This window comes from Pseudomonas sp. KBW05 (assembly GCF_003852405.1).
Classification (GTDB): domain Bacteria; phylum Pseudomonadota; class Gammaproteobacteria; order Pseudomonadales; family Pseudomonadaceae; genus Aquipseudomonas.
Genome location: NZ_QAJM01000023.1, coordinates 47640 through 63574, shown reverse-complemented (window position 1 = coordinate 63574; position 15935 = coordinate 47640). Strand labels below are relative to the sequence as shown.

14 protein-coding genes are annotated in these 15935 nt (G+C 60.0%); 5 read left to right on the top strand and 9 right to left on the bottom strand.

The features are described 5' to 3' along the window. Positions 1 to 44: 44 nt before the first annotated feature. Positions 45 to 1040, top strand: a complete 996-nt coding sequence (locus DBR46_RS22000) for a glutathione S-transferase family protein (RefSeq protein WP_124527885.1) — start codon at positions 45 to 47, stop codon at positions 1038 to 1040. Positions 1041 to 1088: 48 nt separating this feature from the next. Here the strand turns inward: DBR46_RS22000 and cysG are convergent, their stop codons facing one another. From cysG to DBR46_RS21970, 6 genes are read right to left on the bottom strand one after another with little or no spacing between them, the layout of a single operon-like run. Continuing rightward, on the bottom strand, positions 1089 to 2483 hold the full coding sequence (gene cysG, locus DBR46_RS21995) for a siroheme synthase CysG (protein WP_124527884.1): 1395 nt from the start codon (positions 2481 to 2483) through the stop codon (positions 1089 to 1091). Continuing rightward, positions 2484 to 3764, bottom strand: a complete 1281-nt coding sequence (gene serS, locus DBR46_RS21990) for a serine--tRNA ligase (RefSeq protein ID WP_124527883.1) — start codon at positions 3762 to 3764, stop codon at positions 2484 to 2486. 16 nt (positions 3765 to 3780) lie between these two features. Then, on the bottom strand, positions 3781 to 4155 hold the full coding sequence (gene crcB, locus DBR46_RS21985; RefSeq protein ID WP_003232122.1) for a fluoride efflux transporter CrcB: 375 nt from the start codon (positions 4153 to 4155) through the stop codon (positions 3781 to 3783). Beyond that, positions 4155 to 5477, bottom strand: a complete 1323-nt coding sequence (locus DBR46_RS21980; protein WP_124527882.1) for a replication-associated recombination protein A — start codon at positions 5475 to 5477, stop codon at positions 4155 to 4157. The genes crcB and DBR46_RS21980 overlap by 1 nt, the downstream gene beginning before the upstream one ends. A 10-nt stretch (positions 5478 to 5487) precedes the next feature. Then, positions 5488 to 6111, bottom strand: coding sequence for an outer membrane lipoprotein chaperone LolA (gene lolA, locus DBR46_RS21975; RefSeq protein ID WP_124527881.1), 624 nt, complete (start codon positions 6109 to 6111; stop codon positions 5488 to 5490). Positions 6112 to 6165: 54 nt separating this feature from the next. Beyond that, positions 6166 to 8574, bottom strand: coding sequence for a DNA translocase FtsK (locus DBR46_RS21970; RefSeq protein ID WP_026136830.1), 2409 nt, complete (start codon positions 8572 to 8574; stop codon positions 6166 to 6168). A gap of 489 nt (positions 8575 to 9063) precedes the next feature. On the opposite strand from DBR46_RS21970, the gene aat reads away from it, so the two are divergent. From aat to infA, 3 genes are all read left to right on the top strand, one after another. Further along, entirely contained in the window at positions 9064 to 9744 is a 681-nt protein-coding gene (aat, locus tag DBR46_RS21965; RefSeq protein WP_124527880.1) for a leucyl/phenylalanyl-tRNA--protein transferase, read from the top strand. A 56-nt stretch (positions 9745 to 9800) separates the two neighbouring features. After that, a complete protein-coding gene (locus DBR46_RS21960) occupies positions 9801 to 10508 on the top strand; it encodes an arginyltransferase (protein ID WP_124527879.1) in 708 nt (235 codons plus the stop codon). A gap of 100 nt (positions 10509 to 10608) precedes the next feature. Continuing rightward, on the top strand, positions 10609 to 10827 hold the full coding sequence (gene infA / locus DBR46_RS21955; protein ID WP_002553999.1) for a translation initiation factor IF-1: 219 nt from the start codon (positions 10609 to 10611) through the stop codon (positions 10825 to 10827). 276 nt (positions 10828 to 11103) lie between these two features. Here the strand turns inward: infA and clpA are convergent, their stop codons facing one another. Both clpA and clpS read right to left on the bottom strand, forming a co-directional pair. Further along, positions 11104 to 13374 carry an ATP-dependent Clp protease ATP-binding subunit ClpA gene (clpA, locus tag DBR46_RS21950; RefSeq protein WP_124527878.1) on the bottom strand — a complete coding sequence of 757 codons (2271 nt, stop codon included), beginning with the start codon at positions 13372 to 13374 and terminating at the stop codon, positions 11104 to 11106. Positions 13375 to 13403: 29 nt separating this feature from the next. Further along, entirely contained in the window at positions 13404 to 13772 is a 369-nt protein-coding gene (clpS, locus tag DBR46_RS21945; RefSeq protein ID WP_005789091.1) for an ATP-dependent Clp protease adapter ClpS, read from the bottom strand. A gap of 218 nt (positions 13773 to 13990) precedes the next feature. Between clpS and cspD the strand changes: the two genes are divergently transcribed. Beyond that, complete coding sequence (gene cspD / locus DBR46_RS21940) at positions 13991 to 14263, top strand: cold shock domain-containing protein CspD (protein WP_124527877.1); 273 nt, start codon at positions 13991 to 13993, stop codon at positions 14261 to 14263. Between the two features lie 76 nt (positions 14264 to 14339). On the opposite strand, the gene icd is transcribed toward cspD, so the two are convergent. Beyond that, positions 14340 to 15596 carry an NADP-dependent isocitrate dehydrogenase gene (gene icd, locus DBR46_RS21935; RefSeq protein WP_122729012.1) on the bottom strand — a complete coding sequence of 419 codons (1257 nt, stop codon included), beginning with the start codon at positions 15594 to 15596 and terminating at the stop codon, positions 14340 to 14342. Positions 15597 to 15935: the final 339 nt, after the last annotated feature.

Here is a 15935-nt window from a genome sequence, read left to right as displayed (position 1 = left end):
CCCTTTAGACTGGGCTCCAACGCTTATTAGCCAAGGAGCCAGTCATGGGTTTGCTGATCGAAGGACACTGGAAAGACCAGTGGTACGAAAGTAGCGCGGACGGCGCATTCCAGCGCGAACAAGCGCAACGCCGCCACTGGGTCACCGCCGACGGCGCGTCTGGCCCGAGCGGCGAAGGTGGCTTCCAGGCCGAAGCCGGCCGCTACCATCTGTATGTGTCCCTCGCCTGCCCTTGGGCTCACCGCACCTTGATCCTGCGCAAGCTCAAGGGACTGGAAAGCCTGATCGATGTGTCCGTGGTCAGTTGGCTGATGCTGGAAAACGGCTGGACCTTCGACAAGGCCTACGGCTCCAGCGGCGACGCCCTCGACGACTTTGCCTTCATGCACCAGCGTTATACCGCTGACACCGCCGACTACACCGGCCGCGTGACAGTGCCCGTGCTGTGGGACAAGAAGCTCAAGCGCATCGTCAGCAATGAGTCGGCGGAGATCATCCGTATGTTCAACAGCGCGTTTAACGGGCTGACCGGCAACACCCTGGACTTCTACCCCAAAGCGCTGCGCCCGACCATCGACACACTGAATGAGCGTATTTACCCGGCCGTGAACAACGGCGTGTACCGCGCAGGCTTCGCCACTTCGCAGCAGGCGTACGAAGGCGCGTTTGATGATGTGTTTGCCGAATTGGATTACCTGGAACAGCACCTTAGCGACCATCGCTACCTGGCGGGTGAATACCTGACCGAGGCGGATGTGCGCCTGTTCACCACGCTGATTCGCTTTGATGCGGTGTATTACGGGCACTTCAAATGCAATTTGCGGCGGATTGCGGATTATCCGAATTTGTCGAATTGGCTAAGGGAGATATACCAGTGGCCGGGGGTGGCCGAGACGGTGGATTTTGCGCATATCAAGGGGCATTACTATGCCAGTCACCGCACGATCAATCCGACGGGGATTGTGCCTAAAGGCCCGTTGCAGGACTTTGATGGCAAGCATGATCGTGAGCGCCTGACAGGCAACGGCGTCTTGAGCTGAAAACACCTTGTGGCGAGGGAGCTTGCTCCCTCGCCACAAGAGTAAGGTTCAGATCTGTGACTGCGCGCCTTCGAACCACTTTAGCTTTTCACGCAACACCACCACCTCACCCACGATCACCAGTGTCGGCGCATGCACTTCATGCTCCGCCACCATACGCGGCAAGTCGGCCAGGGTGCCGGTGAACACACGCTGGTTGGAGGTGGTGCCTTGCTGGATCAACGCCGCCGGGGTATCGGCTGCGCGTCCATGCTGGATCAGCTGTTCGCAGATGATCGGCAAGCCAATCAAGCCCATGTAGAACACCAGGGTCTGCGACGGCCCCACCAGGTCATGCCAGGGCAGGTCCGAAGTCCCGTCCTTCAAATGCCCTGTGATGAAACGCACCGATTGCGCATAGTCGCGGTGGGTCAGCGGGATCCCGGCGTACGCCGCACAACCACTGGCCGCCGTGATACCCGGCACGACCTGGAACGGGATGCCATGGGCCGCCAGTTCTTCGATCTCCTCGCCACCGCGACCAAAGATGAACGGATCGCCACCCTTGAGGCGCAGCACGCGCTTGCCTTGCTTGGCCAGGTCCACCAGTTGCTGGTTGATCTGATCTTGCGGCACGGCATGGTCGGCGCGACGCTTGCCGACGTACACACGCTCGGCATCGCGGCGGCACAACTCCAGAATCGCTGGCGCAACGAGGCGGTCGTAGAGCACTACGTCGGCTTGCTGCATCAGGCGCAGTGCGCGGAAGGTCAGCAGGTCCGGATCGCCGGGGCCGGCGCCCACCAGGTAAACCTCACCCGGCGCATGGGGCGCCTTGCCGTTGACTTTTTCCACCAGCAAACGCTCGGCTTCGGCGCCCTGCCCGGCCAGTTGCCGATCGGCAATCGGGCCCTGGAACACCTCTTCCCAGAACGCGCGACGTTGCTGCACATCCGGATACAAGCCTTTGACCTGGGCGCGAAAGCGCGCCGCCAACCCGGCCAACTGGCCATAGGTGGACGGAATCCAGGTTTCCAGCTTGGCGCGGATCAGCCGCGCCAGCACCGGTGCATCGCCGCCGCTGGACACCGCAATCACCAACGGTGAACGGTCGACAATCGCCGGGAAGATCACGCTGCACAAGGCGGGCGCGTCGACCACATTGACCGGCACGCACCGACGCTTGGCATCGCTGGACACCTGCGCGTTCAGCGTTTCATCGTCGGTGGCGGCGATGATCAGGGTGCAGCCGTCGAGGTCGGCCTCCTGATAACCGCGCAAAATCAGTTCCCCGCCACTGCCCAGCACCAACTCATTGAGCTGGTCTTCGATCTGGGGAGCAACCACCCGCAGCAACGCACCGGCGTCGGCCAGCAGCCGGGATTTGCGCAAGGCAATCTCCCCGCCACCGACGACCAACACACGACTGCCGCGCAGGTTATGAAACAGCGGCAGAAATTCCATTTAGCCGATGACCTCAACGCCCGCCATGTACGGCTTGAGCACGTCCGGTACGCGGATGGAACCGTCAGCCTGCTGGTAGTTTTCCAGCACGGCCACCAGGGTACGGCCTACGGCCAGGCCCGAACCGTTGAGGGTGTGCACCAGTTCCGGCTTGCCGGTTTCCGGGTTGCGGAAACGCGCCTGCATGCGACGGGCCTGGAAATCACCGCAGTTGGAGCACGACGAGATCTCGCGGTACTTGTCCTGGCTCGGCACCCACACTTCGAGGTCGTAGGTCTTCACGGCGCTGAAACCCATGTCGCCAGTGCACAGCGCGAGGACGCGGTACGGCAGCTCCAGCAGTTGCAGGACGCGCTCGGCGTTGGCGGTCAGGCCTTCCAGGGCGTCCATGGAGGTCGACGGCTCGACGATCTGCACCATCTCGACCTTGTCGAACTGGTGCTGGCGAATCATGCCGCGCGTGTCGCGGCCCGAGGCGCCGGCTTCGCTGCGGAAGCACGGGCTGTGGGCGACGAACTTCAACGGCAGCTCTTTGGCGTCGAGGATCTCGCCGGAGACAATGTTGGTCAGCGACACTTCGGCCGTCGGGATCAGGTACAGATCGGCTTCGCCTTCACGGCTGATCTTGAACAGGTCTTCTTCGAATTTCGGCAGCTGGCTGGTGCCCATCAGCGCCGGCGCCTGCACCAGGTACGGCGTGTAGGCTTCTTCGTAGCCGTGCTCGGCGGTGTGCAGGTTGATCATGAACTGCGCCAGGGCGCGATGCAGGCGGGCCACCGGACCACGCAGCAGGGAGAAACGTGCGCCGGACATTTTGGCGGCGGTCTCAAAATCCAGGCCACCGGTCAATTCGCCCAGGGCAACGTGGTCCTTGACCGCGAAATCAAAGGCTTTTGGCGTGCCCCAGCGGCGCACTTCGACGTTGCCGTCTTCGTCGGCACCGACCGGCACGGATTCGTGCGGAATGTTGGGGATGCCCAACAGGATCGAATCCAGTTCGGACTGGATGCCTTCCAGCTCGACCTTGCCGTCGGACAGCTCGGTGCCCATGCGCTCGACGTCGGCCATCAACGGCGCGATGTCTTCGCCGCGCTGCTTGGCCTGACCGATGGATTTGGAACGTGCATTACGCTCAGCCTGCAGTGCTTCGGTGCGGGTCTGGACGGTCTTGCGCTGTTCTTCCAGCGCTTCGATGCGCGCAACATCCAGGGCAAAGCCACGGGATGCCAGGCGGTCCGCTACGTCCTGAAGGTTGCTACGTAACAGTTTGGAATCGAGCATGTCGGTCTCTCGTTTATCAAAGTTTGGTCAGGGACAGGCCAGCCCAGGTGGCGAGCAGCCCGCCGAACACGCTGATGCCCAGGTACCCGAAGGCAACCAGGGCTTGCCCGCTTTCCAGCAGGCGCAGCGTATCCAGTGAAAAGGATGAAAAGGTCGTCAGACCGCCTACAAAGCCGACAATCAAGCCGGCGCGAATCTCAATCGGCACTTCCGGGCGCAACAGGAACCAGCCGTACAACAGCCCGATAATCAAGCAGCCCACCAGGTTGACCGCCAGGGTCGCCGCATAAAAATGCTTTGGCCAATTGGCGCTGACCCACGTACCGGTGGCGAAACGCAATAATGTACCAGCGATGCCGGCTGCGGACACGGCAAGAATCGTCTTGAGCACTACTTTCTCCGCTGTTTTGGGCTGAGTCGATCGAGTTGTGCGAGGTGATTGAGCTTTTCGCCGATTTTCAGCTCCAGGCCACGGGGCACTGGCTGATACAGCGGCAGCGGTTCAAGCTCATCGGGGAAGTAGTCTTCGCCGGCGGCATAAGCGTCCGGCTCGTCATGGGCGTAGCGGTATTCATCGCCATAACCCAGTTGCTTCATCAGCTTGGTCGGCGCATTGCGCAGGTGCATCGGCACCTCAAGGGAGCCGTATTCGGCGGCCGCACGCAGCGCCGATTTGAAGCCCATGTACACCGCGTTACTTTTGGGTGCACAGGCCAGGTAGGTGATGGCCTGGGCCACCGCCAACTCGCCTTCCGGGCTGCCGAGGCGCTCCTGCACGTCCCACGCCGCCAGGCACAGGCTCAGTGCACGCGGGTCGGCGTTGCCGATGTCTTCGCTGGCCATGCGCACCACGCGACGGGCCAGGTACAGCGGGTCGCAACCGCCGTCGATCATGCGCGCAAACCAGTACAGCGCGCCGTCGGGGTTGGAACCACGCACGGATTTGTGCAGCGCCGAGATCTGGTCATAGAAGGCTTCGCCGCCCTTGTCGAAACGGCGGCGGGTGTCGCCCAGCAGGCTTTGCAGCAGGTCGACACCGATCTCGCTGCCGTCTTCCGCCAGGTCGGAGGCGTTTTCCAGCAGGTTGAGGAAGCGCCGCCCATCGCCATCGGCGGCGGTCAGCAGAATCTTGAAGCCTTCGTCGCTGACGCTCAGCTGGCGCTTGCCCAAGCCCTTGTCTTCGCTCAAGGCGCGGTGCAACAGCTTTTGCATCGCCGCTTCGTCCAGGCTCTTGAGCACATAGACCCGCGCCCGCGAGAGCAAGGCGTTGTTCAATTCGAACGAAGGGTTTTCGGTGGTGGCGCCGATAAAGATCAGCGTGCCGTCTTCCACATAGGGCAGGAACGCATCCTGCTGCGACTTGTTGAAGCGATGCACTTCATCGACGAACAAGATGGTGCGCTTGCCGTATTGCCCGGCCTGCTGCTTGGCCACCTCGACCGCCTGGCGGATCTCCTTGACCCCGGCAAGTACCGCCGAGACCGTTTCGAAGTGTGCATCCGAGACTTTCGCCAACAGGCGCGCCAGGGTGGTTTTACCCACCCCGGGCGGGCCCCAGAAAATCATCGAGTGCAGCGCACCTTGCTCCAGGGCTTCGCGCAAAGGCTTGCCGCGAGCGAGCAGGTGCTCCTGGCCGACGTACTCATCCAGGTTGGTCGAGCGCAAGCGCGCAGCCAGGGGCTGGGCAATCGGGTCACTGCGAAACAGGTCCATGGGCAGCGTTTTACTCCTGGATCACGTCGGCACCCTTGGGGATGTCGAACTTGAACGTGGAGGCGGCCACCGGCTGGTTGGCCTTGACCCCGGAGAACAGGATATCGGTGCGCTGGCCGACGCTGTCGATCAGGCGCATGTTGTTGATCACGCCATTGCCGAACGACAGGGACAGGGTGTCAAACAGCGTGTCCTTGGATTTCGGCTTGAGGGTGAACTCGATCACGTTGCTGGTTTGCTTGGAGGTGATCTCGAAGCTGTCGCTGATCTTCGACACATCGCCCGACAGCAACAGCGCCGGGGTCTGGTTCAGGCGCGGGTCGAGCTTCTTGATGGTCACCTGCTCCAGGTCCGGGTCCCACAGAGTGACCTTCTGGCCGTCGGAGACGATGGTCTGCTCGTTCGGCGCGTCGGTCTTCCAGAAGAACAGGCCAGGGCGCTGCACGGCCATTTCACCGGCGGTTTCCTGCAACTGGGTGCCGCCGCCGTCCAGGGTCAGCTGGGAGAAGCGCGCGGTCAGGGTCTTGGATTTGTCCAACAGGTTGGTCAGGCTGGCGACGGAGGCCGGGTCAGCGTGAGCCGAAACAGCAGTCAGGGCCAGTGCCGGCAACAACAGCATGCGGATAAGGCGCATGGGAGTCCTCATTGAGTCGTAAGGGCGTGCCGCGTGCTGCCACGCGGCACGGGGTCAGTCGCGCATCTGCCCGGGGGCGATGACTTCACGCGAGCCGTTGGTGTTCATGGCCGTCACGACGCCGGCCATTTCCATGGCTTCGATCATGCGGGCGGCGCGGTTGTAGCCGATTTTCAGCTTACGCTGCACCGCAGAAATCGACGCACGGCGGCTTTCGAGCACAAAGGCCACGGCTTCGTCGTACAGGGCATCGGTTTCCGCATCGTCGTCACCGCCACCGCCGCCATTTTCGAAGCCGCTGCCGGCTTCTTCGACGCCGTTGAGGATGTCGTCGTTGTACTCGGGGGCACCGCGCAGTTTCCAGGCTTCCACCACACGGTGTACTTCATCATCGGAGACAAAGGCGCCATGTACACGGATCGGCAGGCTGGTACCTGGTGGCATGTAGAGCATGTCACCGTGGCCCAGCAGCTGCTCGGCGCCGCCCTGGTCGATGATGGTCCGCGAGTCGATCTTGCTCGACACCTGGAACGCCATGCGCGTCGGAATGTTGGCCTTGATCAGACCGGTGATCACATCCACCGACGGCCGCTGGGTGGCGAGGATCAAGTGGATACCGGCCGCACGGGCCTTCTGGGCGATACGGGCGATGAGTTCTTCAACTTTCTTGCCGACGATCATCATCATGTCGGCGAATTCGTCCACCACCACCACGATGGTCGGCAGCTTGGTCAGCTTCGGTGCTTCGTCGTGAATGCTTTCGCGCTTGTACAACGGGTCATCAATGGTCTCGCCACGATCGTGGGCTTCCTTGATCTTGGCGTTGAAGCCCGCCAGGTTGCGCACGCCCATCTTCGCCATCAATTTGTAGCGGCGCTCCATCTCGGCCACGCTCCAGCGCAGGGCGTTGGCGGCGTCCTTCATGTCGGTGACGACCGGGCACAACAGGTGCGGGATGCCTTCGTAGATCGACAGTTCCAACATTTTCGGGTCGATCATGATCAGTTTGGCGTCGTCCGGGCCGGACTTGAACAGGATCGACAGGATCATCGCGTTCACGCCCACCGACTTACCGGAACCGGTGGTACCGGCCACCAGCAAGTGCGGCATTTTCGCCAGATCGGTGATCACCGGCTTGCCGCCGATGTCGTGGCCCAGGGCCAGGGTGACCGGCGACTTGAAGTTGTCGTACTCGGGCGTCGACAGCACTTCGGAGAAACGCACGATCTGGCGGTCTTCGTTGGGAATCTCGATGCCCACAGTGGTCTTGCCGGGGATCACTTCCACCACGCGCACACTGGTCACGGCCAGGGAGCGGGCCAGGTCTTTTGCCAGATTGGAGATGCGGCTGACCTTGACGCCCGCGGCCGGCTGGATTTCGTAACGGGTGATGACGGGGCCGGGGTGGATCGAGTCCACGGTCACTTCGACGCCGAATTCCTTCAGTTTGATTTCCAGCAGGTGGCCAACGGCAGCCAGCGACTCTGGGGAATAGTTGAGTTGTTTCTTTTCGGCCGGGTCGAGAATCGAGATCGGCGGCAAGGTGCCTTCGACGGCGCTGTCGACAAACAGCGGCGCCTGTTTCTCTTTCTGCACACGGGCACTTGGCTCGGGGGCCTTGGGCGGTGCGGGCGCGATCACTGGCGGCACCTGCTTCTCGCGGTCCGACATGTGCTTGCTCAGGGCCTGCTCGCGTTCGATCAGGCGCTCCTTGACCTTGGCCTGCTCACGGCGGTCCGGCGTGCTCGGGGCCACCACTTCGTTGACGCGGGTGTCCACTTCACGCAGTTGCGCGACCATGCGCTTGCGGTCGACCCGCGCCGCCCACCAGCGGTTGGCAGCGCCCTGGAACAGCTCCAGCAGGTCGAGGGTGATCTTGCCGGTCACGTCCATCACCTTGAACCACGACAGGTCGGTGAACACGGTCAGGCCAAAGAGGAACAGGGCGATAAACATCAACGTGCTGCCCTGGATGTTCAGGGTCTTGCGCGCCAGGTCGCCCAGGCTTTCGCCCAGCGCACCACCGGCGCCCGCCGGCAGGCCGGTGGGTGCATGGAAATGGATATGGGCCAGGGCCGCGCCAGACAGCACCAGGAACACCAGGCCGATCAGCCGCCAGGAAAACAGCCAGCCGCTCCACTGCCACGGCTCGTGGCGCTGGCGGAAGATCTGCCAGGTCTTGATCGCCAGCAGCAAGGGGAAGATGTACGCGAAGTAACCCAACACCATGAACAGGATGTCGGCGCTGTAGGAACCGGCGGGGCCGCCAAAGTTCTGTACGTCGTCGATCTTGCTGTTGTGGCTCCAGCCCGGATCGTCCTTGCCATAGGTGAGCAAGGCCATCATCAGGAACAGGCACAGGGCGCCGATCGCGATCAGCGCACCTTCCTTGAGGCGGTAGTGCAGGTGCTGGCGCCAGGCCGGCACGACTGCTGCTTTAGGTGTTGCGGCGGATTTCTTCAAAACGGGTCTTTTCCTGCGCTTTTAGCGCGTCCATCTATTGAATGACTGCAACCACTGCCCAATCCGAGCAGCTGAAAAATAAACGAACGTCGTTGATTCTACGTTTAACACTGGGAGATGAAGCGGTGAAACGGCGATAACGCCACAGTGCCCGCATTGTACGGGTTTGTGCCTCCGTTGCCACGCCCTTGCCCTTCCCTCGGCAGCATAGACAATTCAAGTGTTGCAACATGTTCAATTTGAGCATGCATTGTCTTTGCTGACAAAGGCTTATGGGCTGTTTTTACCAAACAAGGCAAGCTTGGCAAATGGCCTTCATGGTGTAACCCCGGTTACGACCACATCCCCGGCAGAGAGTTGCAGAAACACCCGCTCACGCTAATCCTGACTTGCGCCCGATTCGGGCTGGCCCTGAGGCGCTCTGTCGACAATAATCACCCTCTCTCGCGGCAGGTGCCGCTCCCCTCCCCTTCCGTAAGCCTGGATGCCATGCTGACCTGGTTGCAACGTGACTCCCTGACCTTCCCGCCGCTGGCCAAGGCCATGCGCGAACCCAATGGCCTGCTGGCTGCCGGTGGCGACCTGTCAGCCGAACGCCTGGTGCAGGCGTACCGTCACGGCTGCTTCCCGTGGTTCTCGGACGGCCAGCCGATCCTCTGGTGGTCGCCAGATCCTCGTACGGTGATCTTCCCCGAAGAACTGCATGTCTCCCGCAGCCTCGGCAAACTGTTGCGTCAACAACGCTATACCGTGACCTTTGACCAGGACTTCGCCGCCGTCATCCAGGCCTGCGCCGCGCCCCGCGCCTATGCCGATAGCACCTGGATCACTGAAGGCATCCAGGACGCGTACCTGGCGCTGCATCAGCGCGGTTACGCGCATTCCGTCGAAGTGTGGGACGAGGGCAGACTGGTGGGCGGGCTATACGGCCTGGCAATGGGCCAATTGTTCTTTGGCGAATCCATGTTCAGCCGTGCCGACAACGCCTCGAAATTCGGCTTCGCTACCCTGACCCGGCAGTTGCAGGCCTGGGGCTTTGTGCTGATCGACTGCCAGATGCCCAACGACCACCTGCACAGCCTGGGCGCCCGCGCCATCCCGCGCAGCGACTTTGCTCAGTACCTGCACGACCACTTGGACCAACCCAATGGCGGGCCCTGGGTTTCCTAGGCGACTTTCGCGCACGTGGCTTACACTTGTTTCAAAGCTTATCCCGAGGGTTGATCATGACCGAGCTGGCACGCTTGAAGTTTTATGCCACTCAAGCCCACTCTTGCAGCTACCTGCCCGACGAGCAGGCCACCACGCTGTTCCTCGACCCCAGCCAGCCGATGGACGTGCACGTGTACGCCGACCTGTCGGAAATGGGCTTTCGGCGCAGCGGCGACCATCTGTACCGCCCCCATTGCCAGAACTGCAATGCCTGCGTACCGGCGCGCATTCCTGTCGCGCAATTTCTGCCGGACCGTAACCAGAAGCGCATTCTCAAGCGCAATGCCGACCTGACGGTGACCGCCACCAAGCCACACTACAGTGAAGAGTATTTCGACCTTTACCAACGCTACATCGAACAGCGCCATGCTGACGGCGATATGTTTCCGCCCAGCCGCGACCAGTTTTCGACCTTCCTGGTGCGCGACCTGCCCTTCTCGCGCTTCTACGAGTTCCGCCTCGACGGACGGCTGGTGGCCGTCGCCGTGACCGATTTGCTGCCCAACGGGCTGTCGGCGGTGTACACCTTCTACGAGCCCGCCGAAGAACGCCGCAGCCTGGGGCGCTTTGCGATCCTGTGGCAAATCGGTGAAGCCCTGCGCCTGGAGCTGGAGGCGGTGTACCTGGGTTACTGGATCAAAAACTGCAAAAAGATGAACTACAAGACCCAATATCGCCCCATAGAACTGCTGATTAATCAAAGATGGGTCACGCTTAACTAGAACCCCTTGGCTTAAACACCCTTTTTCGGGCACAATGCACGCCGCTTTTGCCTGGCGCAGTTGCACCGGGCCATTCACTGGATACCGAGGGCTTTACTGCATGTCGAAAGAAGACAGCTTCGAAATGGAAGGCACTGTCGTCGACACCCTGCCCAACACCATGTTTCGTGTGGAGTTGGAAAATGGGCACGTCGTAACCGCGCATATCTCCGGCAAGATGCGCAAGAACTACATTCGTATTCTTACCGGTGACAAAGTGCGCGTCGAGCTGACGCCCTATGACTTGAGCAAAGGGCGCATCACTTACCGCGCTCGCTAAGCAAGTCAATACAAAACGCCCGGTTATGCCGGGCGTTTTTGTGTGTGCGTTATTTACCGAACACCACAGATTTCCTGTGGGAGCTGGCTTTTGTGGGAGCGGGCTTGCTCGCGAAGGCGGCGGATCAGCCGATAAATTTGCTGGCTGACACTCCGCATTCGCGAGCAAGCCCGCTCCCACATTTGATCCTCTACACATGAACGTTAGTGTCCAGCCTGGTATGGCACGCAGCAAAAAGGCGCCTTTCGGCGCCTTTTGCTGTGTTGCGATCAGCGATCAGGCCATTTCAGCCGTGGTCTCGAACTCGAAGGTCAGCTCGCCATCCTTCAGATCGATATGCACCACGCCACCATGGTCGGAAAGCTCGCCGAACAGGATCTCTTCGGCCAATGGCCGTTTGATCTTGTCCTGGATCAGACGCGCCATCGGGCGTGCGCCCATTGCCGCGTCGTAGCCGCCTTCGGCGATCCAACTGCGCGCCGCTTCCGTGACATCCAGCTGCACGCGCTTGTCTTCCAACTGCGCTTGAAGCTCGGTAAGGAACTTGTCCACCACGCTTTTGATGACCTCATGGCTGAGGCGACCAAACTGGATAATGGTGTCCAGGCGGTTGCGGAACTCCGGCGTAAAGCTCTTCTTGATCACTTCCATCGCATCGGAAGAGTGATCCTGATGGCTGAAGCCGATCGAGGCCCGCGCGGCGGTTTCGGCACCGGCGTTGGTGGTCATGATCACGATCACGTTGCGGAAATCCGCCTTGCGCCCGTTGTTGTCGGTCAGGGTCCCGTGATCCATCACCTGCAACAGCAGGTTGAAGACTTCCGGGTGAGCCTTCTCGATTTCATCGAGCAGCAATACGCAATGCGGTTGCTTGGTGATCGCTTCGGTCAGCAGACCGCCCTGGTCGAACCCGACATAGCCCGGAGGCGCGCCGATCAGGCGCGACACGGTGTGACGCTCCATGTATTCGGACATGTCGAAACGCACCAGCTCGATCCCCATGGCCTTGGCCAACTGCCGCGCCGCTTCGGTCTTGCCGACGCCGGTCGGGCCGGCGAACAGGAACGAACCGACTGGCTTGTCCGGCGACTTGAGGCCCGCACGGGACAGCTTGATCGCCGTGGACAGCGCGTCGATGGCCGCATCCTGGCCAAACACGGTGAGCTTGAGGTCGCGCTCCAGGTTACGCAGCAGCTCCTTATCGGAACTGTTGACGTGTTTAGGCGGAATCCGCGCGATCTTCGCGACGATGTCCTCGACCTGAGGCACATCGATGCGCTTCACACGTTTCTCGACCGGCTGCAGGCGCTGATAGGCGCCGGCCTCGTCGATCACGTCGATGGCCTTGTCCGGCATGTGCCGATCATTGATGTAGCGTGACGCCAGCTCGGCCGCCGCACGCAGGGCCTCATCGGTGTACTCGATGCCATGGTGCGCTTCGAAACGCCCCTTGAGCCCGCGCAGGATGCCGATGGTGTCTTCAACCGAAGGCTCGGACACGTCGACTTTCTGGAAGCGACGCGCCAGGGCGCGGTCTTTTTCGAAGATGCCGCGAAATTCCTGGAACGTGGTCGAGCCGATGCAACGGATATCACCCGATGACAGCAACGGCTTGAGCAGGTTGGAGGCATCCATCACCCCACCAGACGCCGCACCGGCACCAATGATGGTGTGGATTTCGTCGATGAACAGGATCGCCTGCGGGCGTTTTTTCAGCTCGCCGAGCAACGCCTTGAAGCGCTTCTCGAAATCGCCACGGTACTTGGTCCCGGCGAGCAACGCGCCCAGGTCCAGGGAGTAGACGACACTGTTGGCCAGCAGATCCGGCACCTGGTTATCCACGATGCGCTTGGCCAGGCCTTCGGCAATTGCGGTTTTGCCCACGCCCGCCTCACCCACCAGCAACGGGTTGTTCTTGCGACGACGTGCAAGGATCTGCGCTACGCGCTCAACTTCAAGCTCGCGCCCCACCAGCGGATCGATCCGCCCCTGGCGCGCCAGTTCATTGAGGTTGCTGGCATAGGCATCCAATGGATTGCCCGAAGAAGAAGACTCACCGCCCTCGTCGTCCTGCATATCCTGCTCACCCTCGGAATGATCGCCGTGCCCAGGCACCTTGGAGATACCGTGGGCGATGTAGTTGACGACATCTATACGGGCAACGCTCTGCTGCTTGAGCAGGAACACTGCCTGGCTTTCCTGTTCGCTGAAGATCGCCACAAGCACATTGGCGCCTGTGACTTCACGCTTGCCGGAGCTCTGCACATGGAACACGGCACGCTGAAGCACCCGCTGGAAGCCCAGGGTTGGCTGGGTTTCACGGTCTTCATCGTGGACTGGAATAAGTGGCGTTGTGGAGTCGATAAACTCCTGCAGGTCATGCTTGAGTTTGTCGAGGTTGGCGCCGCACGCACGCAAGACGGTGGCGGCAGCTTCGTTATCCAAAAGTGCCAGCAGCAGGTGTTCGACGGTCATGAATTCATGACGCTTCGAACGGGCCTCCTTGAAGGCAAGATTGAGGGTGACTTCGAGCTCGCGGTTTAACATAGCTTCACCTCATACCCAAGTGGTCGGCGTTAACCGTCCTTCTCGATTTCACAGAGTAGCGGATGCTGGCTTTCCCTGGCGTACTGGTTGACCTGCATGGCCTTTGTCTCGGCGATGTCGCGGGTAAACACTCCACATACTGCCCGTCCTTCTGTATGAACGGCCAGCATTACCTTGGTCGCCAACTCGCGGTTCAGGTTAAAAAACACCTCGAGCACTTCGACGACGAAATCCATCGGTGTGTAGTCATCATTGAACAAAACCACCTTGTACATCGGCGGCGCCTGTAGAGCAGGTTTGGCCTCTTGAACAGCAATGCCTGCAGAACCGTCGTCATCGTGTTCCTGATCCGGGCGATCCTGATTGAATGTTAGTCGAATCTGGCTGTTTGCATGCATGGAAAGAAAGGTTCGTCAGTGGTTCAAATACAGTGGTGGGGGCGACCTGTCAGAATTTCAACTCTGACTGACTGGTCGCCTTGACTATCGGCAAATCAGTGTTACAACCAATAGAACCCACATTGGGGAAAAAAGGTCCGCGCAGTCAACCTTATTTATTCGGGTTAGGACGGATAAACTGGATGATACTCCAGTGATGGAGTCTGGTGCAGAGGGATATGGAGATGGCTAGTGGTAAGGTCAAGTGGTTCAACAATGCCAAAGGCTACGGCTTCATCAATGAAGATGGTAAAACCGAAGACTTGTTTGCGCATTACTCAGCGATCCAAATGGAAGGATACAAGACGCTGAAAGCGGGGCAACCCGTGAATTTCGATATTATTCAAGGACCCAAAGGGCTGCACGCGGTGGCAATCACGAACGCCACACAACTGCAACCTGACGATCACGCACCTTCGCACGCTCACAAAGAAAAGAAACAAACGGCTTGATCCGCCGATAAGCGAGAACGTTGCGATAAAAAAGGCCACTCCAACTAACCAGGGGTGGCCTTTTTTTGTACTGCCTTTACATATGCGAGATCAGCGCGTCACCAAAGCCGGACGATGACACCAATTTCGCGCCATCCATCAAGCGCTCGAAGTCATAGGTCACGGTTTTGGCCGAGATGGCACCATTGGTGCCTTTGATGATCAGGTCGGCAGCTTCGGTCCAACCCATGTGGCGCAGCATCATCTCCGCCGACAAAATCAGCGAGCCAGGGTTGACCTGGTCCTTGCCTGCATATTTCGGCGCAGTCCCGTGGGTTGCCTCGAACATTGCCACGGTATCCGACAGGTTGGCCCCCGGCGCAATACCAATACCGCCCACCTCTGCCGCCAAGGCGTCGGACAGGTAGTCACCGTTGAGGTTGAGGGTGGCGATCACATCGTACTCAGCCGGGCGCAGCAGGATCTGCTGGAGCATGGCGTCAGCGATAGCATCTTTGACCACGACATTCTTGCCAGTCTTCGGGTTCTTGAATTGCATCCACGGGCCGCCATCGAGCAGGGTCGCGCCGAACTCTTCAGCCGCCACTTCGTAGGCCCACTCCTTGAAGGCACCCTCGGTGAACTTCATGATGTTGCCTTTGTGCACGATGGTCAGCGAATCGCGGTCGTTATCCACTACATATTGCAGGGCTTTACGCGCGAGACGCTTGGTCCCTTCTTTAGAAACCGGCTTCACGCCAATCCCGCAATCCTGGTCAAACCGAATTTTGGTAACGCCCATTTCCTCCTTGAGGAACTTGATCACCTTGATGGCTTCCGGCGAACCAGCCTTCCATTCGATGCCGGCGTAAATATCTTCGGAGTTCTCGCGGAAGATGGTCATGTCCACATCCCCCGGTTTTTTCACCGGGCTCGGCACACCTTCGAACCAGCGCACCGGGCGCAGGCAGACATACAGGTCGAGCTGTTGGCGCAGGGCCACGTTCAGCGAACGGATGCCGCCACCCACCGGCGTGGTCAGCGGACCCTTGATGGAAACCACGTAGTCCTTGACCGCATCCAGGGTCTCCTGGGGCAGCCAGGTGTCCTGGTCGTAGACTTGAGTGGCCTTTTCGCCGGCATACACCTCCATCCACGAGATCTTGCGCTTGCCGCCGTAGGCCTTTTCAACAGCAGCGTCGACCACCTTGATCATCACCGGGCTGATGTCGACGCCGATACCGTCACCTTCAATGTAAGGGATGATCGGTTGGTCAGGAACATTGAGAGAATGGTCTGCATTGACGGTGATTTTGTCGCCGACGGCTGGAACCTGAATCTTCTTGTATCCCATGCTGAACTCCATCTATGGATTGAACATCTGGCTGCGTTCGAGCCTACTCCAGATAAATGACGACTGAAACCTCGCGCCATGCTCATTTGCATCGAAAACAGCATATTTAGTCGCCTACAAGCCTGAAATCAAAGGCAAAATCGCCAATCCTGAGCACATCGTGCGACTTTGGGCGTAACCCGGTACCTGCGACCTTTAGACCAATGGACGACACACCTTTTGTATGAAGGCTCGGCGTAAGCATAGCGACCTATGTATAATGCCGCCGCTGACCCAAGAGTCACGACAGCTGACCGCTCTGGAACAGGTGCCTTCAGCTACAAAGCCGGACTATTACAA